Raw genomic sequence first — 26969 nt, 5'->3', positions numbered from 1 at the left:
CCAGCTGCGCCTGAGGCACGACGGTCGACAGCTGATCCCCTCCCCCACGGGGGGGATCAGAAGGATTCGTCGAGGCCTTCCGTGTCCTCGCCCTCGGCCTCCAGCGCCTGGCGGACGACGCGGAGGGCCATGCCCTCGGGATACCCCTTGCGGGCGAGCATCCCGGCGAGCCGCCGCAGACGCCGGTCGCGGTCGAGACCGCGGGTGGCGCGCAGCTTGCGGGCCACGAGCTCGCGCGCGGTGGCCTCCTCCCGCTCGGAGTCGAGCTGCTCCACCGCCTCCTGGATGAGGGTCGGCTCGACGCCCTTCGTCCGCAGCTCACGGGCGAGAGCCCGGCGGGCGAGGCCCCTGCCGTGGTGACGGGACTCCACCCACGCCCCCGCGAAGGCGGCGTCGTCGATGAGCCCGACGTCCTCGAAGCGGGAGAGGACCTCCTCCGCCACCTCGTCGGGGATCTCCCGCTTGCGCAGCGCGTCGGCGAGCTGCTTGCGCGTGCGGGGGGTCCCGGTGAGCAGGCGCAGACAGATCGCCCGCGCCCGCTCAGCCGGATCCTGGGGTGACAGCTGCTTCTCGGCCCTCGACGAGTCGGAGCTGTCACCCGGCCATTCGGTGCGACCGGTCACCGGTTCAGCTCTTGACCGCGGTGGCCTTGGTCGCCTTCGCGGTCTTGCTCGCGGGTGCCGGGACGCTCTTGGCGGCGTCGTCCGTGCCGGCCGCGTCGGCGGCGACCGCCGCGTCCGCCCCCGGCTCGGCCTTCGCGGCCTCGGGCCGGACGCCGACGCCCAGCTTCTCCTTGATCTTCTTCTCGATCTCGTCGGCGAGGTCGGGGTTGTCCTTCAGGAAGTTGCGGGCGTTCTCCTTGCCCTGGCCGAGCTGGTCGCCCTCGTACGTGTACCAGGCACCGGCCTTGCGCACGAAGCCGTGCTCCACGCCCATGTCGATCAGACCGCCCTCGCGGCTGATGCCCTGGCCGTAGAGGATGTCGAACTCGGCCTGCTTGAACGGGGGCGCGACCTTGTTCTTGACGACCTTGACGCGGGTGCGGTTGCCGACCGCGTCCGTGCCGTCCTTGAGGGTCTCGATACGGCGGATGTCGAGGCGCACCGAGGCGTAGAACTTCAGGGCGCGGCCACCGGTCGTGGTCTCCGGCGAGCCGAACATCACGCCGATCTTCTCGCGGAGCTGGTTGATGAAGATCGCGGTGGTCTTGGACTGGTTGAGCGCGCCGGTGATCTTCCGGAGCGCCTGGCTCATCAGTCGGGCCTGCAGACCCACGTGCGAGTCGCCCATCTCGCCCTCGATCTCCGCACGCGGGACGAGCGCGGCGACGGAGTCGATGACGATCAGGTCGAGGGCGCCGGAGCGGACCAGCATGTCGACGATCTCGAGGGCCTGCTCGCCGCTGTCCGGCTGGGACAGGATCAGGTTGTCGATGTCGACGCCGAGCTTCTTGGCGTACTCGGGGTCGAGGGCGTGCTCGGCGTCCACGAAGGCCACCTGGCCGCCGGCCTTCTGGGCGTTGGCCACGGCGTGCAGGGTCAGGGTCGTCTTGCCGGAGGACTCCGGCCCGTAGACCTCCACGACACGGCCGCGGGGCAGGCCACCGACGCCGAGGGCGATGTCGAGGGCGGTCGATCCGGTGGAGATCACCTCGATCGGCTCCTGGACGCGGTCACCCATGCGCATCACGGCGCCCTTGCCGAATTGGCGTTCAATCTGTGCGAGCGCGGCGTCGAGCGCCTTCTCGCGGTCGGTTCCTGCCATGGGTTCCACCCGGTTTGCTTGAGTCGATCGCTTCATGTGAAAGACGCTAACCCCTGCCACTGACAATGGGCCCCGACGTCCCCTCCGGCCTGTGGACAACTCGCCGACAACCCCGCGATTCCCAGGGCCGGACTCCCATGAGAATGGATGTTCGATTTAAGTGTCAAGCGCACCACGCCATCGGGAACCGCTCTCCCGGATCCTGCGTGAAGTCCTGATGGTGCACTCGGCGGGTGAAGGGGATCTGATGAAGACGCGGGCGATCGTGAGCGCGGCGGTATCGGCGTGTGTGGTGCTGGCGGCGGGCGCGTGCGGTCCGGGGAAAGCGAAGGAGGACGCGGCCGCGGCACCTTCGCAGTCGCCCTCGCCCACCTCGGGGAAAGGGCCGTCGGCCGCGCCGTCCGCGTCCGATGGCGCCGAGAAGCCGTCGGCCGCCCCTCCAGGCAACCAGCCTGCGCCCAGGACGAAAGAGCGCGCGATCCAACGGTACGAGCAGTACCTCCACGGCCTCGGGCGTGAGGACATCGATACGGTCTGCGAAGTGGCCGGGCCGGGCGCGAAGAAGGCAGAGGACCAGGGATTCGGTCCCTGCACGTCGACGTACGTCATCGTGTTCCAGATGATTTCACCGGCGCAGAAGAAGGCCCTGCAGACCGCGACGGTCGATCCGGGGCGCGTCGTCGTGCGCACCCTCGACAAGATCGAGATGCCGCTCGAAGCGGTCAGGTCCTCCGCCACCTTCACCGAGAGCGACCTCGGCAGCTACACCCTGGAGTACCTCAAGGACGACTACTACATCACCGACGGACAGTGACCTGCCGTACGCGACGCCGCCGGCGGTCGTCAGCCCGGTCCGCGGTCGGAACGCCGTCCCCGTCCCCTGCGGCGCTCACGCTCCGGGGCCGGCCCAACGGGCCCCGACTCCGACCCCGGCCCCCGAGGGGTGCGGGAGCCCCATCCACAGGTCGCCGCCGTTCGGCTCCAGACGCATCAGGGTGAGTGCCTTCGCCGGGAGCGGTTCCGTCCGCAGGGCGTACAGGTCGGGGGTAGGGGTGAGGTCGCGGGTGGCCGCCTCCAGGATCGTGCCGAGGGTCGGCGCGTCACCGGCCAGCGGGCCCAGCGCACCGGTGACCAGGCTGCCGAGGACCTTGCGGCGGAGTACGGCCGGGTCGTCGTTCAGGAGCCGGCCGCTCACCGGCGGTGCCGGGATCCCGTGCCGGGCCAGCCGGGCGGGGCTGATGCGGATGTCGGCGAGGTCACGGTAGACGAGGCGCCGGGCCCGGTCGTCGGCGTCGACGACGGCGAGCAGGTTCTGTCCGTGCGCCTCGAGCGCCACTCCGAGGTCCAGCAGCTCCAGGCACGCCCCGAGGGCCAGCCGCGCGAATTCGACGGCTCGGTCAAGGCGTTCCTCCGGCGCACGGGACGCGAGGAGCGCGGGAAGGGCCGCCACCGGAACGACCCTCTCCCCGGCCGCCGCGTCCGCGTGGACCTGCGGTGACTCGCGCAGGAGCGCCGCCAGGTCGGCCGTCCCCGCCCCGGCCACCGCCAGGTTGCGGGCGACGCGCAGCCGCCCGTCGAGCCGGCGGACGAGCCGCTCGACGAAGTCGGAGGTCGCGACGGCGTGCGTGACGGTGTACTCCGAGATGTCCCGCACGGCCGAGGTGAGCCGCGTGCTCAGCGACGTCTTGACATGCGTGTCGCCGCCGATGTCGAGCGTACGGAGCGAGAGCAGGGGGTGTCCGGCAGGGCCGGGTCGCAGCAGCCGGCCGGACAGGACGTGCCGGGCCTGCCAGGGGTGGACGGGGATCAGCACGGCGGCGCCGTCACGAAGCTCGCGGGGCCACTCCCCCGACACCGCCGCCCCCTCGACCACGGCAAGGCGCAGGGCGACCACGGGCCGGTGCTCCGGCGCGTAGGCCAGCTGCTCGGCGGCGGAGAACCCGGGCCGGGAGCGGCAGCCCGGATGGTACGGATGCCCGTCGGTCTCCCCCTGCTCCCACTCCCACGGGTGGACCGGCGGCGCCTCTCGCCGAGGCGCCGTGCGGGAGAGGGCGAGCGACGCGGCACTGTGGTCGAGCTCGGCGGCCATTCGGTCGCCTCCCGGCACGGCGAGGGCGGTCACCAGTTCGGCCGGGTGGTCGTACCGGACCCCGTCGAGGCCGAGCGCGGACACCGAGGCCGCCGTCGCCCAGGGGTCCGAGTGCGGGCCGCGCAGACACCGCCCGTCGGCCAGGCGCAGCGTGACGCCTTCACGGCCGGCCGTGCGCGCGGCGACCCAGGGAAGCGGCTCGTGGACGAGACCGCGCCAGAGCCGGGTCAGCACCGCGGCCCTGGCACCGGGAAGCTCCGCGACGTACGCGGCCGTCAGGCCCGGCCGGACGGTGTCCAGCTCGGCGGCGAGGGTGCGCTCCGCGACGGTTCGGCACATGCGGATGTTCTATCGCAGTCGAACGCAATCCACACATACTGATGTCGATGAACAGACTCACGCGGGCCGCCGACGCCCTGGCGGTGACACCCCTGCTGAACTGCCTGCTCCGCGAGGCGACGGACCCGGCGACGGACCCGGCAACAGACTCGGCGGCGGACGCGACGGCGGACGCGACGGCGGGGGCAGCGGACGACCCGGCAACCGACCTGGCGGCGGGGGGAGCGGGCCGGGCGGTGGACCGTGCGGCGGGCCGGTCGGTGGACCGTGCGGCGCCCCCTTCCGGCGACCCCTCCGCTGACCGATCCACCGACTACACCGTCCACCGCCTGCGCGTCAGCGGCCGGCTCCTGCGCGTCCGCCCCGGCCACCGCCCCTCCGACGCCGAGCTGTGGACCGGGCGCGCCTGGCGGCCCCTGTGCCACGCCGGGCTCGTCGACCTCGCCGTCCGGGAGATGCACGCCTCCACCGGGCGGCCCAATCCCGCCCTGGCCGCCGAGATGGCCGCGAGCCGTAGCGCCGTACGGGCCGTGCTCGCCGCGCGCGCCCGTACGGCACCGCCCGAGGATCCCTGGCTGCGCTCCGAACAGGCACTGGTCATGGGCCACCCGTGCCACCCGGCCCCCAAGGCGCGCACCAGCGGCGGCCCCCCTGCCGCCTGGCTGCGCTACGCCCCCGAGGCGTACGCCCAGTTCCCGCTCGTCCTCCTCGGCGTACGCGAGGACGCGGTCGTCGAGGACGGCGACACCCGGGCCCTGGACGCCCTGGGCGAGGCTCCACCCGGCTACCGGCTGCTTCCCGCCCATCCCTGGCAGCTCGAACTGTCCGAAGGGGCCACGCGCGTGCGTGCCGCCTTCGCCGAGGGCCGCCTCGTCCGCCTGGGCGTCACACCACGGTCCGCGCGGCCGACGGCTTCGGTGCGCACCCTGCACGTGCCGGGGGACGGCTCCCGGGACGGCGGGGACCTGTTCCTGAAGTTCAGCCTCGACGTACGGATCACCAACGACGTCCGCCGGATGCGACGGCACGAGCTGCTCCACGTGCGCCGCACCGATCCGCTCGTCACCGCCGCCTTCGCGGCCATGGACGGTCCTGCGGCCTGGCTCAGCGACCGCGGCTACCGCACGGTGGACGGCCTCTTCGAGACCTGCGCCGTGGTCGTCCGGGACGGTCTCGACCGGCATCTGGTCCCCGGTTCGACGGCCGTCCTCGCCGCCGCGCTCGCCGAGGGCTTCCCCGGCAACCCCCTCGACCGGATCGCCGATCCCCTGCCCTGGTGGTCGGCCTATCTGCGGTATGTCGTGGCGCCCGTCCTGGAGGCGTTCGCGCGCTTCGGCGTCGTCGTGGAGTGCCACCTGCAGAACACGCTGGTCGCGGTGGACGCTCAAGGCACCCCCGTCCAGTCCGTCTTCCGCGACGCGGAGGGTGCCAAGACGGTCCCGCCGATGCCCCGCGCGGCGGCTTGGCGGAGGCTCGTCTACTGCCTCGTCGTCAACAACCTCTCCGAGGTCGCCGGCGCCCTCACCCACCGCTTCCCGGGCTCAGGAGCCGCTCTGTGGGCCCTGGCCCGCGCCGAGTTCGAGCGGGGCGGGCGGCTGCCGGCCCTTCCCGACGTCAAGGACCTGCTCGACTCCCCGACCCTCCCCGGCAAGGCCAACCTGCTCTCCCGCTGGATCGGCGCGGAGGCGACGGCCCCGCACTACCTCCCCGTCCCCAACCCGCTGACGAACGTCCGGACCGGGCACGTTCCGTAGCCGAAGCCCGCAGCCGAACCCGTAGCTACGGAACCCGTAGCCACGACTCCGCACACCCTTCCGGTTCCGTTCAGCGCCCGCCCCACCCCCGCGCGCGTACCGCCCCGGAACGACCCCCCGCCTATCCTTCGACGCATGCCCCTCCCGCTCCGTTCCCAGGGCCGTTCCCCCGGCCGGTCCCCCCGCGAGCGTCGTTCGCCGAGGGCCGCCGACGCCCTGGTGGCGGGTGTCGTGCTGGTCGTCGTCGCCGTGTGGACCCTCGTCTCCGCGCGGTACACGAGCGAGCCCGTGGTCCGTACAGTGCTCGGCTGGGCGCTCATCCTGGTCGGGTGCGGGGCGCTGTACTTCCGTCGGCGGCAGCCGGTCGCGGTCGCCGTCGTCACGCTGCTCGCCTGCGTCGTCTATTACCCGCTGTCCGCCCAGGACGGCCCGCTCATGATCGCCTTCGCGCTCGCGCTGTACACGACCGCCGCCGAGGGCCGGTTCGTCGCCGCCGTCGCGCTCGCCGCCGTCACCCTGCTCGCGGTGGGCGTCGGGGAGATCCGGCAGCAGCCTGGCCACCGCCAGATCGACGAGACCGCGCTCGCGATGCTGGCCGGCTGGCTGATCAGCCTCGTCGCGGTGGGCCGGGCCCAGCGCACCCGGATCGCCTATCTGCACGAGGTGGAGCAGCGGGCGCGCGCCGCCGAACGGGAGCAGGAGGCCCGCGCCCGGCAGAGCGCCACCGAGGAGCGGCTGCGGATCGCCCGTGAGGTGCACGACGTGCTCGGCCACAGCATCTCGCTGATCAACGTCCAGTCCGGAGCGGCGCTGCACCGGCTCGGCAAGGGGCCCGCCCCCGAAGCCGGGCTCGCCACCGCCACCGAGGCCCTGGAGGCGGTGAAGGCCACCAGCAAGGACGCGCTGCGGGAGCTGCGGGCGACCCTCGGGGTGCTGCGCCGCGCCGACGAGCCCACGCCGACCGCCCCGTCCTCCTCCGGCCTCGCGCTCCTCGGCGATCTGGCCGAGCGGGCCCGGAGTGCCGGTCTCGACGTCCGTACGGAGTCCACGGGCGCGCCCGTGCCCCTGCCGCCGCCCGTCGACCTGGCCGCGTACCGGATCGTGCAGGAGTCGCTGACGAACGTCACCCGCCACGCGGGCGCGGGGACCGTCCGCATCACCCTCGACTGGGGAGCGGAGGCGGTACGCCTGCGGATCGAGGACGACGGCGGGGGCGCGCCGGAGGGGCGGCCGCCGGGCAGCGGCATCCGGGGCATGGCGGAGCGGGCCCGGGCGTTCGGCGGCGAGCTGACCGCGGAGAATGGGGACAACGGCGGTTTCCTGGTGGACGCCCGGCTGCCGCTGTCCGTACCCACCGTGTCCGAGGGGGACCCCCGATGATCCGTGTCGTGCTCGCCGACGACCAGAACCTGGTCCGGGCCGGCTTCCGGTCGATCCTCTCCGACGAGGAGGACATCGAGGTCGTGGGCGAGGCCGGGGACGGGGAGCGGGCGATCGGGCTCGCCCGCGAACTGCGCCCGGACGTGGTCCTGATGGACATCCGCATGCCGGTGCTCGACGGCCTGGAGGCCACCCGCCGCATCACCGCGGACGAGCGGCTCGCAGGGGTACGGGTGGTCATCCTGACCACCTTCGACGCGGACGACCATGTGTACGGGGCGCTGCGCGCGGGCGCGTCGGGCTTCCTCGTGAAGGACACAGAGCCGATGGAACTGCTGCATGCCGTACGGGTGGTGGCGCGCGGCGACGCCCTGATCGCCCCGGCGGTGACGCGCCGTCTGATCGCCGAGTTCGCGGGCCGGGCCGATCGGCAGCCCGATCCGAGCCCCCGGCTCAACGCCCTCACGGAGCGGGAGCGCGAGGTCCTCGGTCTGGTCGGCGCCGGACTCTCGAACGACGAGATCGCCGGCCGGCTCGTCCTCTCCCCCGCGACCGCGAAGACCCATGTCAGCCGGATCATGACCAAGCTGGCGGTGCGCGACCGGGCGCAGCTGGTGATCCTGGCGTACGAGTCCGGGATGATCACGCCGGGCTGGCTGGCCTGACCCGTTCCGGGGTGATCGCGCCGGGCCGGCCGACGTGACCCGTTCCGCTGCCCGACCCGTAGGGGATCGGCGCCCGCTGTCGCGACTCAGGGAGTACGCGCGCGTGGGCCGGCGCAACCGCTGGGGTACGGCCGGTGTCCACCGGGGGCTGACGCCGGGCCGCTGACCGTACGCCGACGCTGTACGGGTGAACCAGGACGTACTCGATCTCGCGCGGCTGCAGTTCGCCCTCACCGCCGGCGGCCACTTCCTCTTCGTCGCCCTCACCCTGGGGCTCGCGACGGTCGTCGCCGTGCTCCAGACGAAGGCCACGTTCGGCCGGAAGCCGCTGGACGCGCGCATGGTGCGTTTCTGGGGCCAGTTGTACGTGATCAACTACGCGGTCGGGATCGTCACGGGTCTCGTGATGGAGTTCCAGTTCGGCATGGCCTGGAGCGGGCTCACCCATGAGGCGGGGAACGTCCTCGGCGCCTCGCTCGCCGTGGAGACGATCGTGGCGTTCTTCGTCGAGTCGACCTTCCTCGGCCTGTGGATCTTCGGGTGGAACCGGCTCAACCGCTGGGCGCATCTGGCCGCGATCTGGATCGTCGTCCTCACCGCCTGTCTGTCGGCGTACTGGATCCTCGTCTCCAACGGCTTCCTCAACCACCCGGTCGGCTACGGCTCCGAGCACGGCGAACTCGTCCTGGACGACCCGGTGGCGGTGCTGACCAATCCCTCCGCGCTGCTCGCCTTCGGGCACGTGCTCGCGGGGGCGCTGCTCACGGCGGGCTTCTTCATGGCCGGGGTGAGCGCGTACCACCTCTTCCGGCGGAGCCCCGAGTGGGAGTTCTTCGGGCGCAGCCTGCGGATCGGGGTGTTCCTCTCGGCGCCCGCGCTGATGGTGACCGCTGTCTTCGGCGGAGTGCAGTTCGCCGTCCTGGACGCCTTCCAGCCGATGAAGTCGGCCGTGTTCGGCGGGCAGGCCGCCGAGGTCGCGCGGGTCCAGGCGGAGCTGACGGAGCGCTTCGGCCCGGGTGACTACGTGCCCTCGGAGGCGTGGACCCGGGGCGGCGCGCTGCTGATGCTCATCAGCTTCGCCCTGATGATGTACCTGTGCTTCGCCGGCGTGATCCTGGCCTCCTTCAAGAAGGTCGTCTTCCGGTTCCGGCTCTGGCATCTCGTCCTGATGGCGGCCGTGCCGCTGCCGTACCTCGCGATGATCAGCGGCTGGGTCTTCCGGGAGTCGGGCCGGCAGCCCTGGGTGGTGTACGGGCTCCTCAGGACGGAGGACGCGGTCTCGGACCTCTCCCCCGGCACCATGCGCCTGTCCCTCACCGTCTTCACCACGGTCTTCGTCCTGCTCGCCCTCCTCAACGCCTGGCTCCTCACCCGGCACGCCCGCCGGGGCCCCGTCGAGTCGGGCCTCGGCCACGACGAGCGGCCCGCCGAGGGCGAGGAGAACGGCGCGCCCGACCCGTCCGCGGCGCTCCCCGCGCCCCGCTACTGAGCCGAGCCCCCCGACATCCCGCCGTATCCCCCGTATCGCCCGTATCGCCCGAGGAAAAGCCCGAGGAGCCCCCGTGGAGACCCTGGCCATCGCCCTGCTCGCCTTCTTCGCGGCGGGCTGGTTCGTCCTCGCCGGGGCGGACGTCGGCACCGGCATGCTCACCCCCTGGCTCGGCCGGAGCGACCGCGAGCGGAGGCTCGTCCTCGCCTCCTTCGCACCCTTCTTCCTGGGCAACGAGGTCTGGCTCGTCGCCACCGCCGGCATCCTCGTGGGCTGCTTCCCGGCGCTCGAAGGAGACCTGCTGAGCGGTCAGGTCCCGGCCGTCGTAGCCCTGCTGACCGGCTGGATCGTCCGGGACGCGGGACTCTGGTCGCGCGGCCGCGGCCCGGGTCCGCGCTGGCGCGCGGCCTGCGACGGAGCCGTGACGTGCGGCAGCTGGACCGTCGCGCTGTCCTGGGGGTGGCTGCTCGCGGCCCTCCTCACCGGGCGGCTGTACACGACCGCGACCGGCCCCACGGCCGTCCTCACCGCGCTCGCCGTGGCCGCCCTGTTCGCCGCGCACGGGCTGGGCTTCGCCACGCTCCGGCTCACGGGACTGCCGTACGAGCGTGCCCGCCGGCTCGTCGGACACACCGGCCGCCCCTGGCAGTCCTTCGCGCTCACCGCGGTCCTGCTGGGCGGCCTTCCGCTCTGGGCGGGGACCGCGCTCCCGCTCGCCGAACGGGCGGCGGCCCCTTCCACGCTCGGTCTGCTCGTGCCCGCCCTGCTGTGCGTCACCCCGCTGCTCGTGGCCGTGCAGGCGTGGATCTGGCACACCTTCCGGCACCGGGTCACCCGTCCCTCGTACCTCTGAGCCGGGGGCTCACTCGTCCTCGGGTGCGCTGGTCTCCTTTTTGTGGTGCAGGGCCTTCTGCAGCCGGGCCACGACCGCCTCGCCGTATCTGCGGTGACCGTGGACGCGCGGATCGTCGGTCACGTCGTACCGCTTCACATAGGCACCGAGGAAGGCCTGGAGGGTGGCGACGGCCGGGATGGCGATCAGCGCGCCGACGGCGCCGAGCAGCGCCGTCCCCGCGATGACCGAGCCGAAGGCCACCGCCGGGTGGATGTCCACGGTCTTGGAGGTGAGCTTGGGCTGGAGCACGTAGTTCTCGAACTGCTGGTAGGTCACGACGAAGCAGAGCACCCACAGCGCGTACCAGGGGTTCACGGTGAAGGCGATCAGCATCGGCAGCGCGCCGGCCAGATAGGTGCCGATGGTGGGGATGAACTGCGAGACCAGTCCGACCCACACCGCCAGCGCGGGCGCGTACGGCACGTCCAGGATCTCCAGGAGCACGAAGTGCGCGGCGCCCGAGATGAGGGCCATGAGACCGCGCGAGTAGAGATAGCCGCCCGTCTTGTCGACCGCGATCTCCCAGGCCCGCAGCACCTCGGCCTGCCGGGCGGGCGGCAGGACGGAGCAGAGGGCGCGCCGCAGCCGGGGCCCGTCGGCGGCGAAGTAGAACGAGAACAGGAAGATCGTCAGGAGCCGGAACAGGCCGCCGAGGACGGTGGCGGAGACGTCGAGCACGCCGGACGCGCTGTTCTGCACGTACTTCTGCAGCCAGTCGGAGCTCAGGAGGCTGTCCTGGACCTCGACCCGCGACAGGTCCGTGTGGAACGTCTGGTTGATCCACTTGATCACCGAGTCGAGGTACTTGGGGAAGTTCTCGACCATGTCCACGATCTGGCCGGCGAGCATCGAGCCGAGCAGGACGACGAAGCCGACGCTGAAGACGAGGACCGCGAGGAAGACGAGGAAGGTGGCGAGGCCACGGCGCATCCCCCGCGCGGCCATCCGGCCGACCGCCGGTTCGATGGCGAGGGCGAGGAAGAAGGCGAGCAGGATGTTGACGAGGAGGCCGACGAGCTGGTGGAAGGCCCAGTTGCCCAGGAGGAAACAGGCGTAGAGCGCGAGGGCGAGGACCATCGCGCGGGGCAGCCAGCGCGGCATCCCGGCGGCCGGACCGCCGGCCGCGACGGACGCCTCGCCACCGCCTCTGCCGTCACCGCCGTCGCCTCTGTCGGCCGAGGCCACGGAAGCGGTCGGTGCCGTCACATCGGTCGAAGCCGTCAGGTCGGTCGTCTCGGTGTCGTCAGTCGGGGCCACCCCGTCAGTCTCGCGCACCGCACGGACATTCCCCCCGGGACCCCGGACATCCCCTCCGGCCACCTCTCACCTCACCGGCCGGTCCTCGTACCGTCCGCCGGTCACCTCTTGTCGGCGGGTACGTCGACGGCCGCGCAGACCGCCCGCCACACGTCCTTCGCCTCCCAGCCGGCGTCCAGCGCCTCGCGAACCGTCCGGCCCCCGAGCTCCGTCATCACATGGTCCCGTGCGAAGGACTCGGCGTAGGACTCACCGAAGTGGTCCGCCATCCGCTCCCAGAAAATCGTCAACCGCATGACCCCAGTATCCCGCTCCCAAGAGTGCAGCCCGCTCCGTAACCCTTGTCACCGCCTCGTTCCGCCCTACGGTCGGAGCATGGCCGAAAAACCCCTCCCCTCCCCGCCCGCGACCCCCCTGGCCCGCGCCGAGCGCTTCATCTGGCTGACGGCCCGTGTCCTCGAACAGCGCAGGTTCGCCTACCACTTCCTGCGCGGCGGCGCGGATCAGGTGGAGACGGCCCTCACGGCGTACCTCAACGAGGACGGCGGCTACGGCCACGCGCTCGACCCCGATCTCCGCGGACCGGTCAGCCAGCCCCTGCACACCGCGCACGCCCTGCGGGTCCTCGACTCCATCGGCCGCTGCGGCGGGCTGCGCGTGGAGCGGATCTGCCGGTACCTCACCGACGTGTCCACCCACGACGGCGCCCTCCCGGCGATCCACCCGTCCCAGCGCGCGTACCCGTCCGCTCCGTTCATCCCGGTCGTCGACTCCCCGCCGAGCGCCCTGCTGACGACCGGCCCGGTGGTGGGACTGCTGCACCGCAACCAGGTGTGGCACGCGTGGCTGTTCCGGGCCACCGAGTTCTGCTGGTCGGAGGTGGAGTCGCTGGAGAAGACCCATCCGTACGAGATCGAGGCAGCCGTCGCCTTCCTGGACGGGGCCCCGGACCGCTCGCGGGCCGTGGTGGCCGCCGACCGCCTCGGACGTCTGGTCCGCGAGCAGCGGCTCGCCGTCCTGGACCCGGACCGGGAGGAGGACTACCCCGTGGCCGAGGGCTACGCGCCGGGTGAGCTGCACTTCCCGCACGACTACGCGCGCGTGCCGGACTCACTGGCCGCCCGCTGGTTCACGGAGGAGGAGATGGCCCGCTCCCTCGACCGGCTCGCGGCCGACCAGCAGGAGGACGGCGGATGGCCGATCCGCTGGCGGGCCTGGGCCCCGGGCACGGCCCTGGAGTCGCGGCCGATCGTCACCGTCGAGGCCCTGCGTATCCTGCGGGCCCACGGCCGCCCCGTCGACTGAGCGGGGAGACCCGGCCGTCGCTGTGGGCCCAGGGGCTCGGTTGTCGCCGGCCGGCCCGGGGCGCGGCCGTCACGAGCCGACCCCGGGGCGCCCCCGTCACCAGCCCAGGGCCCGTACCCCCGCCGTGACGGCGACGGCCGCGCCCACGACGACCAGGAAAGGTGCTCGCAGGACGAGCGCGACGGCAGCCGCGGCGAGTCCGGCCGCGCGAGCGTCCAGGACGACGGTGCTGCCCGCGCCGAACGTCTGCTGGGCGGTGAGTGCGGCGAGCAGCGCCACGGGCAGCAGGGCGGCGAGCCGCTGGACGAGCGGCCGCTCGAGCGCTCCGGCGGGTACGAGCAGGCCGAGCAGTTTGACCAGGTAGCAGCCGGCGGCGGTGAGGCCGATCGCGATCCACACGTTCATCGGGAGTCCTTCTCTCGTCCGGCCGGGGCGGTGCGGCGGCGACCCTGGAGCCAGAGGACCGTGGGTGCGGCGAGGGCCGCCGCGAGGACCGGAACCCCCGCCGGCAGCACGGGCAGCAGCCCGAGGCCGAGCAGGACGGCGATCCCGGCGGTGGCCCGCTCGGTCGCCGACTTCAGCATGGGGGCGAGCAGGGCCAGGAAGACGGCGGGTCCTGCCGCGTCGAGCCCCCAGGCGGCGGTGTCGCCGATCGCCTCGGCGCCGAGCGCCCCCAGCAGGGTGGTCGCGTTCCACAGGACGTACAGCGTGAGACCGGTGACGGTGAAGCCGACGCGGGCGGCCCGGCGTGACGGCTGGGCGAGGGCGACCGCCGTGGTCTCGTCGATCACCCAGTGGGCGGCGAACGGCCGGACGGCCTTCGGCAGGGCCAGGAGCTGGGAGAGCCGCAGCCCGTAGAAGGCGTTGCGGGTGCCGAGGAAGAAGGCACCGGCGGCTGCCGTGAACGGGTTGCCGCCCGCGGCGAGCGCTCCTACCAGCGCGAACTGCGAGGCGCCGGTGAAGACGAGCAGGCTGAGCACACAGGTCTGGAGGACGCTGAGCCCGGAGCCCGCCGAGGTCACGCCGAAGGCGAAGCCGGAGAGGCCGACGGCGATGCCGACACCGAGGGCGTCGCGGACGACGGCCGCGTCGGGTTTGGCCGGTGTGCTGTCGCGTATGACGGGGGATGCTGTCTGTTCTGCCACGTCAGGGACGTTACGGCGGAGCCGGCGGCCCGGTCTTGTACGTTCTTGCGCCGCCGTTCCCCCGGGCCTGTCCGACCCTGATCGGCAAGACACCCCCTAGCGTCGCGCGCGCTGGTACGCCCCCGGCGGCACCCCGACACTGCGGGTGAAGTGCCGGTTGAGGTGCGACTGGTCGGTGAAGCCGACGACGGCGGCCGCCTCCGCAGGGGGCGTCCCGGCGTCGAGGAGCTGTCTGGCCCGCCGTACGCGCGCGTCGGTGAGCCAGGTGTGCGGGGGCATCCCGTACGCGTCCCTGAAGGCCCGGAGGAGGGCGAAGGGGCTGGTGCCGAGGTCTCCCGCGAGCCGCTCCAGGGTCGGCGGGTCGACCATACGGTCCTCCAGGACGGCACGCGCGCGTGCCGCGTTCCGGCCGCCCGCCGAGCGGGGCGGGAGCGGGGTGACGATCCCGCCGTGACTGCGCAGCATGCGGGCCGTGACAAGCCGGAGCAGGCTGTCGGCCGCGAGCGCGTTGCCCTCCTCGGCGGCCCGGTGGACGCCGACGACGAGCCGGGCGGCGTACGGGTCGTCGACGACGGGCGCGGTGAAGCCGACCGAGCCGCGCAGGGAGAGCGTGTCGGCGGCGATGGAACGGACGATCTCCGCGTCGGGGTAGATCGTCCGGTACGTCCAGCCCTCGGGCACGCCCGCGTGGCCGGTGTGCGGGGTGTCGGGGTTGACGAGGGCGATCTGTCCGGGGGCGGCGTGGACGAGCTCGTCGCGGTAGTGGAAGGCCTCAACGCCTTCGGTGATCGCGGCGAAGACGAAGGTCTCGTGGGTGTGCCGGGCGAAGGCCTTGCGGATGTAGTGGGCGTGCAGCAGGTCGACCCCGGGCAGCTCGGCGTACTGCCAGTACCGTGCCCGCTCCCCGCTCGTCATGTCTCCATTCTGCGACAGGGCCTCTGGCGTCGCCGTGGCGGCGTCCGAATATCCCCAGGTCCGGGCGGTTGTCAGTGGTCGGGTGCACGATGGGGGGCATGGTCAGGTCCGCGCTCGACTCGTTCTCCCCCGCGACCCGTGGTTGGTTCACCGGGGCCTTCACCGCGCCCACGGCGGCGCAGGAGGGCGCCTGGCAGGCCATCGGCGCGGGCTCCGACGTCCTCGTCGTCGCTCCCACCGGCTCGGGCAAGACGCTGGCCGCCTTCCTCGCCTCCCTGGACCGGCTGGCCTCCTCGCCGCCGCCGGCCGAGCCGAAGAAGCGCTGCCGCGTGCTGTACGTGTCGCCGCTGAAGGCGCTCGCCGTGGACGTCGAGCGGAACCTGCGCTCGCCGCTGACCGGTATCCGGCAGGAGTCGGTGCGGCTCGGGCTGCCCGAGCCGGACGTGCGGGTCGGCATCCGGTCCGGCGACACCCCGGCCGCCGAGCGCCGGTCGCTCGCGACCCGGCCGCCGGACATCCTGATCACCACGCCCGAGTCGCTGTTCCTGATGCTGACCTCCGCCGCCCGCGAGGCCCTCGCGGGCGTCGAGACGGTCATCCTGGACGAGGTCCACGCGGTCGCGAGCACGAAGCGGGGCGCCCACCTGGCCCTGTCCCTGGAGCGGCTCGACGAGCTGCTGCCCCGCCCCGCGCGCAGGATCGGCCTTTCGGCCACGGTCCGCCCGGTGGACGAGGTGGCCCGCTATCTGTCGCCGGGGCGTGCCGTGGAGATCGTCCAGCCGCCGTCGGGCAAGGAGTTCGACCTCTCCGTCGTCGTCCCCGTCGAGGACATGGGCGAGCTGGGCGGCTCCCCCGCCTCCGAGGGCAAGGACGGCGGCGACAAGCCGTCGATCTGGCCGCACGTCGAGGAGCGGATCGCCGATCTCGTCCAGGCCCACCGCTCCACGATCGTCTTCGCGAACTCCCGCCGTCTCGCCGAGCGCCTCTGCAACCGGCTCAACGAGATCGCGTACGAGCGGGCGACCGGCGAACCCCTCCCCGACACGGTCCCCCCGGCCGAGATCATGGCCCAGTCCGGGGCGGCGCAGGGTGCCCCCGCCCTGCTCGCCCGCGCCCACCACGGCTCGGTGTCGAAGGAGCAGCGCGCCCAGGTCGAGGAGGACCTGAAGGCGGGCCGGCTGCCCGCCGTGGTCGCCACCTCCAGTCTGGAGCTGGGCATCGACATGGGTGCGGTCGACCTCGTCGTGCAGGTCGAGTCGCCGCCCTCGGTGGCCTCCGGGCTGCAGCGGGTGGGCCGCGCCGGGCACCAGGTGGGCGCGGTGTCGACGGGCGTGGTCTTCCCCAAGTACCGGGGGGACCTGGTGCAGGCGGCCGTGGTCACCGAGCGGATGCGTTCCGGCGCGATCGAGTCGCTGCGGATCCCCGCCAATCCGCTGGACGTCCTCGCGCAGCAGCTGGTCGCCATCGTCGCTCTCGACACCTGGCAGGTGGACGACCTCCTGGCCCTGGTGCGCCGGGCGGCGCCCTTCGCCTCGCTGCCCGAGTCGGCGTTCACGGGCGTGCTCGACATGCTCGCCGGCCGCTACCCGTCGGACGCCTTCGCCGAGCTGCGCCCGCGCGTGGTCTGGGACCGGGTCGCCGGGACCGTCACGGGGCGGCCGGGCGCGCAGCGGCTCGCCGTCACCTCGGGCGGCACGATCCCCGACCGTGGCCTGTTCGGGGTGTTCCTCGCGGGCTCGGACCCCAAGAAGGGCGGGGGCAGGGTCGGCGAGCTCGACGAGGAGATGGTGTACGAGTCGCGGGTCGGCGACGTGTTCACGCTGGGCACCACCTCCTGGCGGATCGAGGACATCACCCGGGACCGGGTGCTCGTCTCCCCGGCTCCCGGTGTGCCGGGCAGGCTGCCGTTCTGGAAGGGCGACCAGCTGGGCCGGCCGCTCGAACTGGGGCGCGCGGTGGGCGCGTTCCTCCGTGAGGTCGGCGCCCTCGCCGACGACGACGCGCGGCTGCGGCTGCTCGCCGCGGGCCTGGACGCCTGGGCCGCGGACAACGTCCTGGCGTACCTCAAGGAGCAGCGCGAGGCCTGCGGTCACGTGCCGGACGACCGGACGATCCTGGTCGAGCGCTTCCGTGACGAGCTCGGGGACTGGCGGGTCGTCATCCACTCCCCGTTCGGCGCGCAGGTGCACGCCCCGTGGGCGCTGGCGCTCGGCGCGCGGCTCGCCGAGCGGTACGGCATGGACGCGCAGGTGATGCACGCGGACGACGGCATCGTGCTGCGCCTCCCGGACGCCGACCTGATGGGCCTGGACATGGGCCTCGACCTCCTCGACCACGAACCGGTCGACCCCGGCCGACACCTCGACACCACGTACGACGCCGACAAGGCGCCCGTCGGCGCCGCCGACGCCCTCTTCGACAAGGGTGAGATCGGGCAGATCGTCACCGACCAGGTGGGCGGCTCCGCGCTGTTCGCCTCCCGCTTCCGCGAGTGCGCCGCACGCGCCCTGCTGCTGCCCAAGCGGAACCCGGGAAAGCGCACCCCGCTCTGGCAGCAGCGGCAGCGCGCGTCCCAGCTCCTCCAGGTGGCGAGCGAGTTCGGCTCGTTCCCGATCGTCCTGGAAGCCGTCCGCGAGTGCCTCCAGGACGTCTTCGACCTCCCCGGCCTGACGGAGCTGATGGGGGACATCGAGTCACGCCGGGTCCGGCTGGTCGAGGTCACCACCACCGAACCGTCCCCCTTCGCCCGCTCCCTGCTCTTCGGTTACGTGGCGCAGTTCCTGTACGAGGGCGACTCCCCGCTCGCCGAGCGGCGGGCGGCCGCGCTCTCCCTGGACTCCCGGCTGCTCGCCGAGCTCCTCGGCCAGGCGGAGCTGCGCGAACTGCTGGACGCCGACGTCCTCACCGACCTTGAGCGGGAGCTCCAGTGGCTGACGGAGGACCGGCGGATCAAGGACGTGGAGGGGGTTGCCGACCTGCTGCGCGTCCTGGGTCCGCTCACCGACGCCGAGCTGGTCGAGCGCGGCGCGGAGGCCGGCTGGGCGCCCGAGCTCGGGAGCGCGCGCCGTGCGATCCGGGTGCGGATCGGCGGGCGGGAGCACTGGGCGGCGATCGAGGACGCGGGCCGGCTCAGGGACGCCCTGGGCACGGCCCTGCCGGTCGGCGTGCCCGAGGCCTTCACGGAGCCCGTCAAGGACCCCCTGGGCGACCTCCTCGCGCGGTACGCGCGCACGCACGGCCCCTTCACCTCCTCCCAGGCCGCCGCCCGCCTCGGTCTGGGCGCGGCCGTCACCGACGGGGCGCTCCAGCGGCTGGCCGCCTCCGGTCGGGTCGTCCAGGGCGAGTTCCATCCCTCCGGCATCGGCCAGGAGTGGTGCGACGCCACGGTCCTGCGCCGACTGCGCCGCCGCTCCCTCGCCGCCCTGCGCCAGGAGCTGGAGCCGGTGCCCCCGGCCGCGCTCGCCACCTTCCTGCCGCAGTGGCAGCACCTGGGTGGCAACAGCCTGCGTGGCATCGACGGCCTCGCCCGCGCGATCGAGCAGCTCCAGGGCGCGCCCGTCCCCGCCTCGGCCCTGGAGAAACTGATCCTGCCGTCGCGGGTCCGGGACTACGCCCCGGGGCTCCTCGACGAACTGACGACCACCGGCGAGGTGGTCTGGGCGGGCGCGGGCTCGCTGCCCGGCAAGGACGGCTGGGTCTCGCTGTACCTCGCGGACGCGGCGCCGCTGCTCCTCCCGCCGCCGCATCCGCTGGAGCTGTCGGCGCTGCACGAGTCGGTGCTCACGACCCTCTCCGGGGGGTACGGCCTGTTCTTCCGCCAGATCGCCGACCAGATCCGGGCCACCACCCACCCGGACGCGACGGACCCGCAGCTCGCCGACGCCGTCTGGGAGCTCGCCTGGTCGGGCCGGCTCACCAACGACACCCTGGCGCCGCTCCGCTCGCTCCTCGGCTCGGGCCGTACGGCAGGCTCCACCGCCCACCGGGCGCGGCGCACGGTCCCGCGCGGCCGGTACGGCACGCTGACGGCGGCCGCCCGCCCCGTCTCCCGTACGGGCCCGCCCACGGTCTCCGGCCGCTGGTCGCTGCTGCCCCCGCTGGAACCGGAGCCGACGCACCGGGCACACGCGCTCGCCCGTACCCTCCTCGACCGGCACGGGGTGGTCACCCGGGGCGCTGTGGCCGCCGAGGGCGTGGAGGGCGGTTTCTCGGCCACGTACCGGATCCTGGCCGCCTTCGAGGACAGCGGCCAGGCGCGCCGCGGCTATGTCGTGGAAGGCCTCGGCGCGGCCCAGTTCGCGATGGACGGCGCGGTGGACCGACTGCGGGCCGCGGCGACCGCCCGCGACCGGGGCGTGGAGGCGGCGACCGGCCCGCGCGCGCTGGTCCTGGCGGCGGCCGATCCGGCGAACGCGTACGGGGCGGCCCTGTCCTGGCCCGAGCCGCCGACGGGCGCCGGACACAAGCCGGGGCGCAAGGCGGGCGCGCTGGTGGTCCTCGTCGACGGCGAGCTCACGTTCTACATGGAGCGCGGCGGCAAGACGCTCCTTTCCTGGCCGTCGGACCCGGACGACCCAGCCCTGAAGGCGGCGGCCGAAGCGCTGGCGGCGTCGGCGCGCGCGGGCACGCTGGGCACGGTCACGGTGGAACGCGTCAACGGCACGACAGCCCTGACGTCCCCCCTGTCCCGCCCCCTGGAATCAGCAGGCTTCCTAGCCACCCCAAGAGGCCTCCGCCTCCGCCCCTGACTGCGGCCACCTGCCCCACCGAGGCACCGGCGTCGCGACCACCGATCCCACCGACCCCCGTTGTGGGCAATCGTTCCGCTGGGGCGTGGGGGTCCCCCCGGACGGAGTCTGGGGGAGGGTGGGCACAACGGACGGCGCCCCCTGCCGGGCCTAGGCTTCCGCGCCCGAACCCGCACCCGATGTACGGCGCACAGTCCGGTGCGGGTCCAGGCACAAGGGGCGGAGACGCCCGCCGAAGGGCGCCGTCCCGTGTGCCCACCCGTCCCGCCCCAGCGGGACGAATGCCCACACGGGGGTGGCGTGGACAGGCCCGGGCCAGCCACCACACAACGGCATCCGGCACCGCCCACCCAGCACCACCCCCACCCACCCCCCAAAATGGACCCGTGCCCGAAGGAGACACCATCTGGCAGGCCGCCCACCTCCTGCACACCGCACTCGCCGGGCGGGTCCTCACCCGCGCGGACCTCCGCGTGCCCCGCTTCGCCACCGCCGACCTCACCGGCCGCACGCTCCTCGACGTCACCCCCCGCGGCAAGCACCTGCTGGCCAGGATCGAGGGCGGCCTCACCCTCCACTCGCATCTGCGGATGGACGGCGCCTGGCGGGTGTACGCCACCGGGGAGCGCCCGCGCGGCGGCCCCGAGCACCAGATCCGGGCGATCCTCGGCAACGAGCAGTCCACGGCGTACGGCTACCGCCTCCCGGTCCTCGAACTGATCCGCACCACCGACGAGCCCGACGTGGTGGGCCACCTCGGCCCTGATCTGCTCGGCCCCGACTGGGACCCGGAGGAGGCCGTACGCCGGCTCACCGCCGACCCGGCGAGGACGCTCGGCGAGGCCCTGCTCGACCAGCGGAACCTGGCCGGCATCGGCAATGTGTACAAGTCGGAGCTCGCCTTCCTCGCCGGCGTCACCCCCTGGCTGCCCGTCGGTGACCTCGCCCCTGGAGTCCCCGCCCGCCTGGTCGTGACCGCGCACCGCCTCCTGGAGGCGAACAAGGACCGCCCCGGCCGGCGCACGACCACCGCTCGTCACCCCGGCACCCCGCTGCACGTCTACGGCCGCGAGGGCCGCCCCTGTCTGCGCTGCGGCGCCCCGATCCGCAAGGCGGAGCTCGGTGACCGGGTCACGTACTGGTGCCCCGCCTGCCAACAGGGCCCGGACAACGAAGACAACAACGACAACGACAACCCACCAATTGACGCCCCGTCAGATTGACTCGTACCGTCCGGGCATGACGACTCTCCCCGCGTACGACCTCACCGGCCGCACCGCGTTCGTCACCGGCGCCGCCGGCGGCATCGGCCGCGCGACAGCCGTTCTCCTCGCTCGGGCCGGCGCCACGACCCACTGCGCGGACCGGGACGGGCCGGGCGTCGAGGAGACCGCGGCCCTCATCGCCCGCGAGGGCGGCACCGCGCACGCCCACACCCTGGACGTCACCGACCGGACCGCCCTCGCCGCCGCCGTCCACGCGGCGGGCCCCCTCCACGTCATGGCCGCGATCGCCGGAATCATGCACACGAGCCCGGTCCTGGAGACCCGTGACGAGGACCTCGACCGGGTCTTCGCGGTCAACTTCAAGGGCGTCCTGTACGCCTGCCAGGAAGCGGCCCGCTCGATGATCGCCGCCGGCATCCCGGGCTCGATCGTGACGATGGCCTCGGGGGCGGTGGACACCGCGAGCCCCGGCCTTCTCTGCTACAGCGTCACGAAGGCGGCCGTCGTCCAGCTGACGAAGACGCTCGCGACGGAGGCGGGCCGGTACGGCATCCGGGTGAACGCCGTCGCTCCGGGCTGGATCCGCACCCCCATGACGGACCGCCATGAACCTGCCGCTCAGCGACAGGTGGAGGCGGCGATGATCCGTCACTCACCGCTGGGGCGGGTGGGAGAGGCCGAGGACATCGCACACGCGGTCCTGCATCTCGCCTCGGATGCCTCGGCGTTCACGACAGGCCAGATCCTGCGCCCCAACGGCGGCGTCGCGATGCCCTGGTGACCCGCCGGGCGATCAGGCCCCGCCGCCCCGAAGAGGCGGCAACGTGCACCGGCAGCAGGCTCAGGCCCCACCCTCCGGCGGCGACCGTGCCCTCGACCGGCCCGGCCTCTCCCGGCACAAGCACCAGCCGCAGCACCGCCCACCACCAGAGCCCACCGGCCGCGAGCCCGATCGCGATGAGCGCGAGCGTCACCGGCGGTATCCGTCGCCGTACCATGGCCGCCTCCTGCGGTCGACGCTAGACCGGCAGGATCACCCTGCGGGAGAGCGCACCGGGGGCAGACCCGGCGCACACCGTACGTATCACCCCACCGGGCACCACGGCGACCGGAGACGCCACGACCCGCGCCACCCCCACCGCGACCGCCATCCCCGGCAGGACCCTCACAACCACACCCACACCCACAGACGCTCTCAGGCGCCCTCAGACGCTCTCCGCAGTGAACATCCAGGCATGCTTCTCGAGTTCGCCCGTCACGGCGATCAGGATGTCCTGGCTGACCGGGTCCGGGTCGGCGGTCGCGCCGATGCGCTCCCGCATCCGGGTGACCACGGCCCCGAGCGCGGCGACAAGGATCTGGACCGCCTCCTCGTCCTTGATCCAGCCCTCCGGCACGGTTCCGATCGCACTGGACGAGGACACGGTCGCCGCGCGCCCGTCCGGGTTGACGCCGAGGGCGGAGGCGCGCTCCGCCACGGTGTCGGAGTGCGTCCGGGCGGTGTCCACCACCTCGTCCAACTGGAGGTGGACGGAGCGGAAGCGCGGCCCGACGACGTTCCAGTGGACCTGCTTGGCGACCAGGGCGAGGTCGACGAGGTCGACCAGCGCCCCCTGGAGCGCGTTGCCGACCGTCTTGAGATCGGACTCGGACAGCGGGCTCTTCACGACAGACATGCGGAATCTCCAACCTCGGTCGAACGGTTCCCCCACCATGGCACGCCTGACCGGAACCCGGCATCTCAAACAAATCAACCTCAACACGGGCAGAAATGAGAAAAGCCCGGATCAGTACCCCCTCAAGGGGCACCGACCGGGGCTTCTTCCCGATTCGGTTCAGGCAGCGACGACGTCGACCGCTTCCGCGGGTGCCTTGATGGTCACCCGCTCGGTGGGCACACCGGCCACCGACGTCACCGATACGGAATTGAGCATCGGGCGGCGTACCGGTGTGCGCACCGGTTCGCTCGCCGCCGCCGACTCGGCCAGTTCGGCCAGGGACAGTTCGTCGCTCACTTCACGCATGAGCTCGGACATCCGTACGTCCAGCGCGTCGCAGATCGCGGAGAGCAGTTCGGAGGAAGCCTCCTTCTGCCCCCGCTCCACCTCGGAGAGATAGCCGAGCGAGACTCGGGCGGACGAGGAGACTTCGCGCAGAGTACGGCCCTGGCGCTGGCGCTGCCGACGCAGCACGTCACCCAGCAGGCGACGGAGCAGAATCATCGGTGGCTCCCTCCTCGGACCGCGTAGCCGCATCCTTCACGCCCCACCGTACCGCCTTGCGCTGCGGCCGTGCGGGGAGCGATGTCGTGTTCACTCAGGGCTGCAAACATCAATTCCCCCCGTTGTGTTCCGTATCCTGTGCCCGCGCATTTCCCGAGAGTTCCTCATGGAGCAGTTCCAGCACGCTCCGTACACTCTCTCTACGGATGTCCGCCCGGTCGCCGTTCAACCGCAACGAGGCCACTTTCCCGGCGTGGGCACCGGTCGCGGCAGGTCCCGCGACGGCCACGTACACCGTTCCGACGGCCTGTCCGTCCTGCGGGTCTGGCCCCGCGACGCCGGTCGTCGCGACCCCCCAGTCGGCGCCGAGCCGGTCCCGTACACCGGCCGCCATCTGCAGCGCGACGTCGGGATCCACCGCACCGCGCTCGGCGAGCAGGGACCCGTCGACCCCCAGCAGCTCCTGCTTGAGGGGCGTGGCGTAGGCCGTGACGGCGCCCCGGAAGGAGGCCGAGGCCCCTGGCACCCCGGTGAGCTCCGCGGCCACGAGACCACCCGTGAGCGACTCCGCGGCGGCCAGCGTCTGACCACGCTCCGCGAGCAGCGCCAGCACCCGGGCGGCCACGGTCATCGCGTCGCCGTCTCCGACCGCGCGGCCGCCCGCTCCTCCGCGAGCCCCTGGCGCCGCAGCACGACCGCCTGCCGGACGTAGTCCAGACCGGTGACGACCGTCAGCACGACGGCCACCGCCATCACCCAGAAGCGCAGGGTGGCCAGCGGCCCGGTGAGCATCAGCACGTACATGCCCACCGCGGTGCCCTGGGCGAGCGTCTTGATCTTCCCGCCGCGGCTGGCCGGGATGACCCCGTGCCGGATCACCCAGAACCGCATCAGGGTGATCCCCAGCTCCCGGGCGAGGATGACCCCGGTGACCCACCAGGGCAGGTCCCCGAGAACGGACAGGGAGATGAGACCGGCCGCCATGATCGCCTTGTCGGCGATCGGGTCGGCGATCTTCCCGAAGTCCGTGACCAGGTTGTACGTGCGGGCGAGGTGCCCGTCGAAGACGTCCGTGATCATGGCGACGGCGAACGCCGCCCACGCCCAGGCCCGCCACGCGGGGTCATGACCGCCGTCCTGGAGGAGCAGCAGCACGAACCCCGGCACGAGCACGAGCCGGATCATGGTCAGGATGTTGGCGATGTTCCACAGGCTGGCCTGGTTGACGGCCGCCGCGCCCAGCTTGCCGCGGGGCGCCGGCCTGCCGGTCCCGCCCGTCGCGGATGCCGGGACTCCGGTCATCTGCCTGCCTCCTCGAAAAGACACTCGGCCACCAGGTCGACGCCTTCCGTGCCGACGACCTTCGCCCTGACCATACGGCCGGGGGCCAGGTCGGGGCTCTCACCGTCGGCCGTGGTGAGGACCACCTGTCCGTCGGTCTCGGGGGCCTGGTGGGCGGCGCGGCCGATCACGCCGTCCTCCTCGTCGACGGACTCGACCAGTACCTCAAGGGTCTCTCCGATCCGCTCCTCCGCGCGCTGCGCGGTGAGCTCCTCGGCGAGCCGGGAGAGGTGGGCGAGCCGCTCGTCGATGACGTCCTGGTCGAGCTTGTGCTCGTACGTGGCGGCCTCGGTGCCGTCCTCGTCCGAGTAGCCGAAGACGCCGATGGCGTCGAGCCGCGCGTGGGTGATGAAGCGTTCCAGCTCGGCGAAGTCCGCCTCGGTCTCGCCGGGGAAGCCGACGATGAAGTTGGAGCGGGCACCGGCCGTCGGGGCCTTGGAGCGGATCGTCTCCAGGAGCTCCAGGAAGCGGTCGGTGTCGCCGAAGCGGCGCATGGCCCGCAGCACGTCGGGGGCGCTGTGCTGGAAGGAGAGGTCGAAGTACGGCACGACCTTCTCGGTCGACGTGAGGACGTCGATCAGACCGGGGCGCATCTCGGCGGGCTGGAGGTAGCTGACGCGGACGCGCTCGATGCCGTCCACGGAGGCCAGCTCGGGCAGCAGGCTCTCCAGGAGCCGGATGTCGCCGAGGTCCTTGCCGTAGGAGGTGTTGTTCTCGGAGACCAGCATGACCTCCTTGACCCCCTGCTCGGCGAGCCAGCGCGTCTCGTTCAGGACGTCCGAGGGACGGCGCGAGACGAAGGAGCCACGGAAGGAGGGGATGGCGCAGAAGGAGCAGCGGCGGTCGCAGCCGGAGGCCAGCTTCACGGAGGCGACGGGGCTGGTGTCCAGGCGTCGGCGGAGCGGTGCGCGCGGCCCGGAGGCGGGCGCGAGGCCCTCGGGAAGGTCGGCCGGCGCGTCGACGGGGGCCTCGGCGGCGTCGCCGTGTCCCGGCAGGGCCACGGCCGCGGCGGCCTCCTGGCGCTCCACGGGCGACAGCGGCAGCAGCTTGCGCCGGTCACGCGGGGTGTGCGCCTCGACACTGCCACCGTTGAGGATGGTCTGGAGGCGGTTGGAGATGTCGGAGTAGTCGTCGAAGCCGAGGACGCCGTCGGCCTCCGGGAGGGCCTCGGCGAGCTCCTTGCCGTACCGCTCGGCCATACAGCCGACGGCGACCACGGCCTGGGTCTTGCCGTGGTCCTTCAGATCATTGGCTTCGAGGAGGGCGTCGACGGAGTCCTTCTTGGCGGCCTCGACGAATCCACAGGTGTTGACGACGGCTACGTCCGCGTCCTCGGCGTTCTCGACGAGCTCCCAGCCGTCCGCTGCCAAGCGGCCTGCGAGCTCCTCCGAGTCCACCTCGTTACGGGCGCAGCCAAGAGTGACAAGGGCGACGGTACGGCGTTCGGGCATGGACTCAAGACTACTTCGTCCCGGCCGTTCCCCCGTCGCGCAGGGTTCACCTGCGCGACGGAGGTCACATCGGGGGCCGCTCGGGCGGGCTCAGCCGGCCTCGGGGTCGCCCTTGGTGTAGGTGAGCCGCTCCACCTGGCCGGATTCGAACTTGTCCTGGAGCTTCTTGCCGTTCACGTGGAGCTCGATCGCGCCGGCGTTGCCGAGGACCAGGTCGATGCGCTCGTCGTCCTGGAAGGTCTTGGACTCGCCCTCGAGGAGGAGTCCGTCGAAGAGCAGCTTGCCGTCGTGACCCTTGGCCGAGATCCAGCTCTTGCCGTCGATCGCGGAGAGCTTCACCGTCACCTTGTCCTGCGGGACGGCGGCGATGGCGCTCTCGGTCGGCTTCGGAGCGGGCTTGACGGGCTTCGGCTTGGCGGCGGAGGTGCCCTTCTCCGGCGCGGGCGCCGGGCCGCCGTCGGCGGTGGTGGTGCCCCTCGGCGCCTCGTTGCCGTTGAACATCGTGAAGCCGACGAAACCGACGACGGCGACGATGGCCGCGACCATCGCGGCGGTCCAGTTGGGCCGGCGCGGCTCGGGACGGATGCGTTCCGCCTCGAACAGCGGGGCGGCGGGGGTGGGCGCGGGACGGCCACCGTGGTCGGCGTCGTACTGCTCGATCAGCGGAGCCGGATCGAGACCGACGGCGCGCGCGAGGGTTCGGATGTGCCCGCGGGCGTAGACGTCGCCGCCGCAGCGCGAGAAGTCGTCCTCCTCGATCGCGTGCACGATCGGAATCCGGACACGGGTGGAGGCACTGACCTCTTCGACGGTGAGACCGGCGGCGATGCGGGTCTGCTGGAGAGCGCGACCGATCGAGTCCCGGTCGTCTGCCGGGAAGGTCCGGTCGTCTTCGGGGGAGTTGCCGATGGACACGAGAGCGCCTTTCGAGCGTGTAGCCACCTGCTGGACGTTCAGTCTATGGGTGGTACGAAAGGGTGGGGC

Annotated in this window: 24 protein-coding genes and 1 pseudogene; 10 read left to right on the top strand and 15 right to left on the bottom strand. The window is 72.8% G+C overall.

The annotated features are described in order from the left end of the window. Positions 1-56: 56 nt before the first annotated feature. Both recX and recA read right to left on the bottom strand, forming a co-directional pair. Positions 57-641 (bottom strand): annotated as a pseudogene (recX, locus tag ACZ4VK_RS27390) (recombination regulator RecX); the annotation flags it as partial. Further along, positions 628-1764, bottom strand: coding sequence for a recombinase RecA (gene recA, locus ACZ4VK_RS27385; RefSeq protein WP_468357358.1), 1137 nt, complete (start codon positions 1762-1764; stop codon positions 628-630). The pseudogene recX and the gene recA, both read right to left, overlap by 14 nt. A gap of 247 nt (positions 1765-2011) precedes the next feature. Here recA and ACZ4VK_RS27380 point away from each other — a divergent pair, with 247 nt between their 5' ends. Next, positions 2012-2578 carry a hypothetical protein gene (locus ACZ4VK_RS27380; protein WP_468357355.1) on the top strand — a complete coding sequence of 189 codons (567 nt, stop codon included), beginning with the start codon at positions 2012-2014 and terminating at the stop codon, positions 2576-2578. Between the two features lie 75 nt (positions 2579-2653). Here ACZ4VK_RS27380 and ACZ4VK_RS27375 read toward each other — a convergent pair whose 3' ends face one another. Next, positions 2654-4192 (bottom strand): IucA/IucC family protein, encoded by a 1539-nt coding sequence (locus ACZ4VK_RS27375; RefSeq protein WP_468357352.1) that lies wholly within the window; start codon positions 4190-4192, stop codon positions 2654-2656. Positions 4193-4233: 41 nt separating this feature from the next. On the opposite strand from ACZ4VK_RS27375, the gene ACZ4VK_RS27370 reads away from it, so the two are divergent. The 5 genes from ACZ4VK_RS27370 to ACZ4VK_RS27350 all read left to right on the top strand — a co-directional run bounded on the left by ACZ4VK_RS27370 (position 4234) and on the right by ACZ4VK_RS27350 (position 10333). After that, complete coding sequence (locus tag ACZ4VK_RS27370) at positions 4234-5946, top strand: IucA/IucC family protein (RefSeq protein WP_468357349.1); 1713 nt, start codon at positions 4234-4236, stop codon at positions 5944-5946. Positions 5947-6081: 135 nt separating this feature from the next. Continuing rightward, positions 6082-7326, top strand: coding sequence for a sensor histidine kinase (locus ACZ4VK_RS27365; RefSeq protein ID WP_468357346.1), 1245 nt, complete (start codon positions 6082-6084; stop codon positions 7324-7326). Further along, a complete protein-coding gene (locus ACZ4VK_RS27360) occupies positions 7323-7991 on the top strand; it encodes a response regulator (protein ID WP_468357343.1) in 669 nt (222 codons plus the stop codon). Before ACZ4VK_RS27365 ends, ACZ4VK_RS27360 begins: the two co-directional genes overlap by 4 nt. 187 nt (positions 7992-8178) lie before the next feature. After that, positions 8179-9480 (top strand): cytochrome ubiquinol oxidase subunit I, encoded by a 1302-nt coding sequence (locus ACZ4VK_RS27355; RefSeq protein ID WP_468357340.1) that lies wholly within the window; start codon positions 8179-8181, stop codon positions 9478-9480. 73 nt (positions 9481-9553) lie between these two features. Further along, entirely contained in the window at positions 9554-10333 is a 780-nt protein-coding gene (locus ACZ4VK_RS27350; protein ID WP_468357337.1) for a cytochrome d ubiquinol oxidase subunit II, read from the top strand. A gap of 9 nt (positions 10334-10342) precedes the next feature. Here the strand turns inward: ACZ4VK_RS27350 and ACZ4VK_RS27345 are convergent, their stop codons facing one another. Beyond that, positions 10343-11632, bottom strand: a complete 1290-nt coding sequence (locus tag ACZ4VK_RS27345; protein ID WP_468357335.1) for an AI-2E family transporter — start codon at positions 11630-11632, stop codon at positions 10343-10345. 101 nt (positions 11633-11733) lie between these two features. After that, on the bottom strand, positions 11734-11928 hold the full coding sequence (locus ACZ4VK_RS27340; protein WP_468357332.1) for a DUF3046 domain-containing protein: 195 nt from the start codon (positions 11926-11928) through the stop codon (positions 11734-11736). 79 nt (positions 11929-12007) lie between these two features. Here ACZ4VK_RS27340 and ACZ4VK_RS27335 point away from each other — a divergent pair, with 79 nt between their 5' ends. Then, a complete protein-coding gene (locus ACZ4VK_RS27335; protein WP_468357329.1) occupies positions 12008-12937 on the top strand; it encodes a hypothetical protein in 930 nt (309 codons plus the stop codon). Positions 12938-13033: 96 nt separating this feature from the next. Here ACZ4VK_RS27335 and ACZ4VK_RS27330 read toward each other — a convergent pair whose 3' ends face one another. The 3 genes from ACZ4VK_RS27330 to ACZ4VK_RS27320 form a co-directional block, all read right to left on the bottom strand. Further along, positions 13034-13342, bottom strand: a complete 309-nt coding sequence (locus ACZ4VK_RS27330) for an AzlD domain-containing protein (protein ID WP_468357326.1) — start codon at positions 13340-13342, stop codon at positions 13034-13036. Then, positions 13339-14082, bottom strand: a complete 744-nt coding sequence (locus tag ACZ4VK_RS27325; protein ID WP_468357323.1) for an AzlC family ABC transporter permease — start codon at positions 14080-14082, stop codon at positions 13339-13341. The genes ACZ4VK_RS27330 and ACZ4VK_RS27325 overlap by 4 nt, the downstream gene beginning before the upstream one ends. A 96-nt stretch (positions 14083-14178) precedes the next feature. After that, positions 14179-14997: an AraC family transcriptional regulator gene (locus tag ACZ4VK_RS27320; RefSeq protein WP_468357320.1), complete on the bottom strand. Its 819-nt coding sequence runs from the start codon at positions 14995-14997 to the stop codon at positions 14179-14181. A 98-nt stretch (positions 14998-15095) separates the two neighbouring features. Between ACZ4VK_RS27320 and ACZ4VK_RS27315 the strand changes: the two genes are divergently transcribed. The 3 genes from ACZ4VK_RS27315 to ACZ4VK_RS27305 all read left to right on the top strand — a co-directional run bounded on the left by ACZ4VK_RS27315 (position 15096) and on the right by ACZ4VK_RS27305 (position 21752). Next, complete coding sequence (locus ACZ4VK_RS27315) at positions 15096-19745, top strand: Lhr family ATP-dependent helicase (RefSeq protein ID WP_468357317.1); 4650 nt, start codon at positions 15096-15098, stop codon at positions 19743-19745. A gap of 386 nt (positions 19746-20131) precedes the next feature. Further along, the gene (locus tag ACZ4VK_RS27310; RefSeq protein ID WP_468357314.1) at positions 20132-20968 is read left to right on the top strand and encodes an Fpg/Nei family DNA glycosylase; all 837 of its coding nucleotides are present in this window, start codon (positions 20132-20134) and stop codon (positions 20966-20968) included. A 16-nt stretch (positions 20969-20984) separates the two neighbouring features. Further along, positions 20985-21752 carry an SDR family NAD(P)-dependent oxidoreductase gene (locus tag ACZ4VK_RS27305; protein ID WP_468357311.1) on the top strand — a complete coding sequence of 256 codons (768 nt, stop codon included), beginning with the start codon at positions 20985-20987 and terminating at the stop codon, positions 21750-21752. Here the strand turns inward: ACZ4VK_RS27305 and ACZ4VK_RS27300 are convergent. From ACZ4VK_RS27300 to ACZ4VK_RS27270, 7 genes are all read right to left on the bottom strand, one after another. Further along, positions 21700-21969 carry a hypothetical protein gene (locus ACZ4VK_RS27300; protein ID WP_468357308.1) on the bottom strand — a complete coding sequence of 90 codons (270 nt, stop codon included), beginning with the start codon at positions 21967-21969 and terminating at the stop codon, positions 21700-21702. The genes ACZ4VK_RS27305 and ACZ4VK_RS27300 overlap by 53 nt on opposite strands. A 207-nt stretch (positions 21970-22176) precedes the next feature. Beyond that, entirely contained in the window at positions 22177-22647 is a 471-nt protein-coding gene (locus tag ACZ4VK_RS27295) for a Dps family protein (protein ID WP_468357305.1), read from the bottom strand. 159 nt (positions 22648-22806) lie between these two features. Next, on the bottom strand, positions 22807-23193 hold the full coding sequence (locus tag ACZ4VK_RS27290) for a helix-turn-helix domain-containing protein (RefSeq protein WP_468357302.1): 387 nt from the start codon (positions 23191-23193) through the stop codon (positions 22807-22809). A gap of 109 nt (positions 23194-23302) precedes the next feature. Beyond that, on the bottom strand, positions 23303-23824 hold the full coding sequence (locus ACZ4VK_RS27285) for a CinA family protein (protein WP_468357299.1): 522 nt from the start codon (positions 23822-23824) through the stop codon (positions 23303-23305). Beyond that, on the bottom strand, positions 23821-24495 hold the full coding sequence (gene pgsA / locus ACZ4VK_RS27280) for a CDP-diacylglycerol--glycerol-3-phosphate 3-phosphatidyltransferase (RefSeq protein ID WP_389681527.1): 675 nt from the start codon (positions 24493-24495) through the stop codon (positions 23821-23823). The genes ACZ4VK_RS27285 and pgsA overlap by 4 nt, the downstream gene beginning before the upstream one ends. After that, complete coding sequence (gene rimO / locus ACZ4VK_RS27275) at positions 24492-25985, bottom strand: 30S ribosomal protein S12 methylthiotransferase RimO (RefSeq protein WP_468357295.1); 1494 nt, start codon at positions 25983-25985, stop codon at positions 24492-24494. The genes pgsA and rimO overlap by 4 nt, the downstream gene beginning before the upstream one ends. 90 nt (positions 25986-26075) lie before the next feature. After that, positions 26076-26900: a helix-turn-helix domain-containing protein gene (locus tag ACZ4VK_RS27270; protein ID WP_468357292.1), complete on the bottom strand. Its 825-nt coding sequence runs from the start codon at positions 26898-26900 to the stop codon at positions 26076-26078. Positions 26901-26969: the final 69 nt, after the last annotated feature.

It is taken from the genome of Streptomyces sp. NPDC028711 (assembly GCF_055565415.1).
This window is presented reverse-complemented; position numbering and strand designations above follow the sequence as displayed.

Bases quoted from the DNA above. Each gene is read 5' to 3' on its own strand.
- recA (WP_468357358.1), bottom strand. From the start codon at position 1,764: ATGGCAGGAACCGACCGCGAGAAGGCGCTCGACGCCGCGCTCGCACAG.
- ACZ4VK_RS27380 (WP_468357355.1), top strand. From the start codon at position 2,012: ATGAAGACGCGGGCGATCGTGAGCGCGGCGGTATCGGCGTGTGTGGTG.
- ACZ4VK_RS27375 (WP_468357352.1), bottom strand. From the start codon at position 4,192: ATGTGCCGAACCGTCGCGGAGCGCACCCTCGCCGCCGAGCTGGACACC.
- ACZ4VK_RS27370 (WP_468357349.1), top strand. From the start codon at position 4,234: ATGTCGATGAACAGACTCACGCGGGCCGCCGACGCCCTGGCGGTGACA.
- ACZ4VK_RS27365 (WP_468357346.1), top strand. From the start codon at position 6,082: ATGCCCCTCCCGCTCCGTTCCCAGGGCCGTTCCCCCGGCCGGTCCCCC.
- ACZ4VK_RS27360 (WP_468357343.1), top strand. From the start codon at position 7,323: ATGATCCGTGTCGTGCTCGCCGACGACCAGAACCTGGTCCGGGCCGGC.
- ACZ4VK_RS27340 (WP_468357332.1), bottom strand. From the start codon at position 11,928: ATGCGGTTGACGATTTTCTGGGAGCGGATGGCGGACCACTTCGGTGAG.
- ACZ4VK_RS27335 (WP_468357329.1), top strand. From the start codon at position 12,008: ATGGCCGAAAAACCCCTCCCCTCCCCGCCCGCGACCCCCCTGGCCCGC.
- ACZ4VK_RS27330 (WP_468357326.1), bottom strand. From the start codon at position 13,342: ATGAACGTGTGGATCGCGATCGGCCTCACCGCCGCCGGCTGCTACCTG.
- ACZ4VK_RS27320 (WP_468357320.1), bottom strand. From the start codon at position 14,997: ATGACGAGCGGGGAGCGGGCACGGTACTGGCAGTACGCCGAGCTGCCC.
- ACZ4VK_RS27315 (WP_468357317.1), top strand. From the start codon at position 15,096: ATGGTCAGGTCCGCGCTCGACTCGTTCTCCCCCGCGACCCGTGGTTGG.
- ACZ4VK_RS27305 (WP_468357311.1), top strand. From the start codon at position 20,985: ATGACGACTCTCCCCGCGTACGACCTCACCGGCCGCACCGCGTTCGTC.
- ACZ4VK_RS27300 (WP_468357308.1), bottom strand. From the start codon at position 21,969: ATGGTACGGCGACGGATACCGCCGGTGACGCTCGCGCTCATCGCGATC.
- ACZ4VK_RS27295 (WP_468357305.1), bottom strand. From the start codon at position 22,647: ATGTCTGTCGTGAAGAGCCCGCTGTCCGAGTCCGATCTCAAGACGGTC.
- ACZ4VK_RS27290 (WP_468357302.1), bottom strand. From the start codon at position 23,193: ATGATTCTGCTCCGTCGCCTGCTGGGTGACGTGCTGCGTCGGCAGCGC.
- ACZ4VK_RS27285 (WP_468357299.1), bottom strand. From the start codon at position 23,824: ATGACCGTGGCCGCCCGGGTGCTGGCGCTGCTCGCGGAGCGTGGTCAG.
- pgsA (WP_389681527.1), bottom strand. From the start codon at position 24,495: ATGACCGGAGTCCCGGCATCCGCGACGGGCGGGACCGGCAGGCCGGCG.
- rimO (WP_468357295.1), bottom strand. From the start codon at position 25,985: ATGCCCGAACGCCGTACCGTCGCCCTTGTCACTCTTGGCTGCGCCCGT.